2 protein-coding genes are annotated in these 2,375 nt (G+C 33.6%); both read left to right on the top strand.

What is annotated here, in order from left to right; translation table 11 throughout:
* Positions 1-292: 292 nt before the first annotated feature.
* Complete coding sequence (locus ACQVV1_RS29590; protein WP_242256839.1) at positions 293-1,252, top strand: alpha/beta hydrolase; 960 nt, start codon at positions 293-295, stop codon at positions 1,250-1,252.
* Positions 1,253-1,417: 165 nt separating this feature from the next.
* Entirely contained in the window at positions 1,418-2,149 is a 732-nt protein-coding gene (locus ACQVV1_RS29595) for a DsbA family oxidoreductase (RefSeq protein ID WP_431169925.1), read from the top strand.
* The last annotated feature ends 226 nt before the right edge of the window (positions 2,150-2,375 follow it).

Here is a 2,375-nt window from a genome sequence, read left to right on the forward strand (position 1 = left end):
GTTGGGACCTTGTCCCTGTGAGAGTAGGACGTCGCCAAGCAATCTTAAGACGAGTCAGAATGACTCGTCTTTTTTGTGTTTATAACTTTGTATTAACCTCAAGATACCATTTTAAGTGATCCCTCTTCTTTTAATCCTCTCATATTCAATTTCTTTCATCATTTTCGATGTGTAGTTTAAGATTTTCTATTTTATTTTTTGCAGAAGCAATCTGTCGGTGTGTTAAAATAATACAGTTATTTTTTGAAGTACTTTAGTATAGGGAGATTTAATTTAAAAAAAAGGAGATAATATGAAAAAGATAGGTGTAATTACTATAGTAGTTTTAATCCTTCTAGCAATTGCTTATATGTTAGTCGGGAATTATTTTTATAACTATGCGTTGAATGCGAAACAAGAAAAAGAATTTTTAGAGGATAATCCTCACTTAGCAGAAACGGTAAATGCATCGGGAGATGTATTAGCTACAAATGAAGAAAAGAATGCGAACTTCGTATCGAAGTATAAGCCTAACACATTAACTCTACGTTCTTTCGATAAACTGAATTTAACAGGTTATGAATATATGAATGAACAATCTAGTCATAAATGGGCGATTGTAGTTCATGGATACAATGGTAGAGCATCAGAAATGACGAAATATATTCGTAACTTTTATGAACAAGGCTATAATGTCATAGCACCAGATCTTCGTGGGCACGGAAATAGTGAAGGGAATTATGTTGGTATGGGCTGGCATGATCGTAAAGACATTTTGATTTGGATTCAACAAATTGTAAAGAAAGATCCTAATGCTGAAATAGCACTCTTTGGTGTTTCAATGGGCGGGGCAACTGTAATGATGACTTCAGGTGAAGATTTACCTTCTAATGTTAAAGTTATTATTGAAGATTGTGGATACTCAACTGTTATTGATGAATTTACTTATCAATTAAAAGATCTATTCCATTTGCCGAAGTTTCCTGTTATGAATGCGGCAAATACAGTTACAAAATTAAGAGCTGGATATGATTTAGAAGAAGCTTCAGCTATTAAACAAGTTGCGAAAAGTAAAACACCGATGCTATTCATTCACGGGGATGCGGATACATTCGTTCCTTTTGAAATGTTAGATGAAGTGTATAATGCTGCAAAAGTAGAAAAAGAGAAATTAATTGTTCCAGGTGCTGGACATGGAGAAGCTGAGAAGATAGATTCAAATACATATTGGAATACCGTATGGAAGTTCGTAGGGAGATATATTCCAGTATAATTAGATTTATATATGCGATAATCAGAAGGTAATACTTTTGATTATCGTTTTTCTATTTATAAATTCATTTTAGGTTTCAGTATATAAGGCTTGAAGCATAAATTTTTGAATTTCTTAGTGCCAGTGCTACAATGATTGGAAACTACATGTTAATGAGGTGTTTCTATGAAAATTGAAGTATGGTCAGATTTTGTATGTCCATTTTGCTATATTGGGAAACGTAGATTAGAAATGGCTTTAGAGCAATTTCCGCATAAGAAGGATGTTGAAGTTGAGTTTAAAAGTTTTGAATTAGACCAAAATGCTCCAATCTATTCTGGAACAAGTATTAATGAAGTACTTGCATCAAAGTATGGGATTAGTATTGAAGAAGCTAAACGCAATAATGTGCAACTAGGCAATCATGCAGCTAGTATGGGTTTAAGTTTTAATTTTGATGAGATGAAGCCGACGAACACTTTTGATGCGCATCGTCTTGCAAAATTTGCAAAGAATCAAGGGAAAGAAAAAGAGATTACGGAAAATCTACTTTTTGCATACTTCACTGAATCGAGAAACTTAAGTGATGTGGATACTCTTGCTACTATCGCTGCAGTATCAGGCTTAGATAAGCAAGAAGCTTTAAGTGTTATTAACGATAAAAGTGCGTATGCCAATGATGTTAGAATTGATGAATCGATTGCACAGCAATATCAAATTTCAGGAGTACCTTATTTTATTATTAATCAAAAGTATGCTATTTCGGGTGCGCAACCACTTGAGACTTTTGTTGGTGCACTTCAGCAAGTATGGGAAGAGGAGAATCCTGCACCGAAGTTACAAGAACTTTCAGCAGAAGAAGGAAACGATATGTCTTGTAATGATGGAAGTTGTTCAGTGCCATCAAAAGAACAATAGTTTTTATGAGGGAATAGCAACCCATAGAGTATTTTATGGGTTGCTTATCTATTCTTATAGAAGAGGCGTATAAATAGATATTTTAATAACGTAAATAGGATTTATAAAAAATGAAGTTTTTTTATAAAAACATATTGACGATTGTAGGTTAGAGGTGTAATATAGAACAAGTCGCCGATGCAATAACGCAGAACACGACAAACGAAATAAAAAAACTTAGTTGACA

The organism is Bacillus basilensis (assembly GCF_050630465.1).
Lineage (GTDB): Bacteria > Bacillota > Bacilli > Bacillales > Bacillaceae_G > Bacillus_A > Bacillus_A basilensis.